This is a genomic window from Mesorhizobium sp. M4B.F.Ca.ET.089.01.1.1, from assembly GCF_004022605.1.
Lineage (GTDB): Bacteria > Pseudomonadota > Alphaproteobacteria > Rhizobiales > Rhizobiaceae > Mesorhizobium > Mesorhizobium abyssinicae.
Map to the genome: position 1 here is coordinate 1 of NZ_RZOS01000928.1, position 996 is coordinate 996.

The window sequence follows — 996 nt, forward strand, 5'->3', positions numbered from 1 at the left end:
CATGATCTCAGAGTTCTCGCCAGACCAAGCCCGGCTAGTGGCGTTGGCGCTTCCCACCCTCAAAATGGTCTTGTCGCCCATGCCGAAACAGTAGAGCTTGGCGTGGAGGGCGAGGGGGGCAGGCTCTTCATCTTCGCCAGGCAGGGTTGCGGTGTCCTCCTCGAAGCTGAGTTCAGGCGCGGCATAGGCAAGAACCCTTGAGAAGCCGGACAAAGGCTTGCCCGCCCTGTTGGCCATCTCGACCAGCGCAGGCATCGAGGAGATCAAGGTTCTTGCGCCATCCGGTCCCCATGCGCCAGCAGCCTTGATGAAGTCAGGAGATAGAAACGGGCTTATGATCGTTAAGCTGTCGATATCCCCCGCCGGCGGGCCGGCTGGCAGCGGAGCCTCCTCGTCAAGGCCATCGTGCAATGCGCGTATCGACAAGCCCGCCGGCGGCTCCCACCAAAGACTATCCAATTCAGCGGCTAGCGCGTTAGCATCAGACCGCTTCGCGCCGCGCGCCAAGCTCGCGCCCATCGCGCCGACCCCACGCAGCCGAGCGCGCCCTTTTGCGCGTTGGGCAGAGCCATCGAGCAAAATGCCGACGTCTAGATCGCGCGAGCGCGTCAGATTGCGGCTGCCAATCCAGAGCTTCCAGCGAACGCGGGCACCCGGACAGTCATAGGCAATGAGTGCGATCTTCGGATGCCAGCTCCGGTTTTCCTCGTCGTGATGCTGCTCAACCACGAACTGATCGAGGATTCCGGCGATACGAGGAAGGAATTTCGGGCGGGCAATGCGACCGCGCTGAACGACGATCCGCACTCGATCGCGCAGCTTCTCGATCGCTTGAGCAAAGTCGATCGCAGTGCCGCTGCCCTGCTCGTTGTTGCGGCCGATCAAGGCCAGCAAGGTTGCGGCCACCGCGGAGAGATCGACCGAATAGGTCGCAAACAACGCGAGCCGGACATCTTCGAGACGGCCAGGGCGGAGCTCGTCAAGATAGGGCTGGCC

Annotated in this window: 1 protein-coding gene; it reads right to left on the reverse strand. The window is 62.4% G+C overall.

What is annotated here, in order from left to right:
• The coding region (locus EN780_RS39255) for a phospholipase D family protein (protein ID WP_189557039.1) at window positions 1-996 on the reverse strand (996 nt) is incomplete at both ends.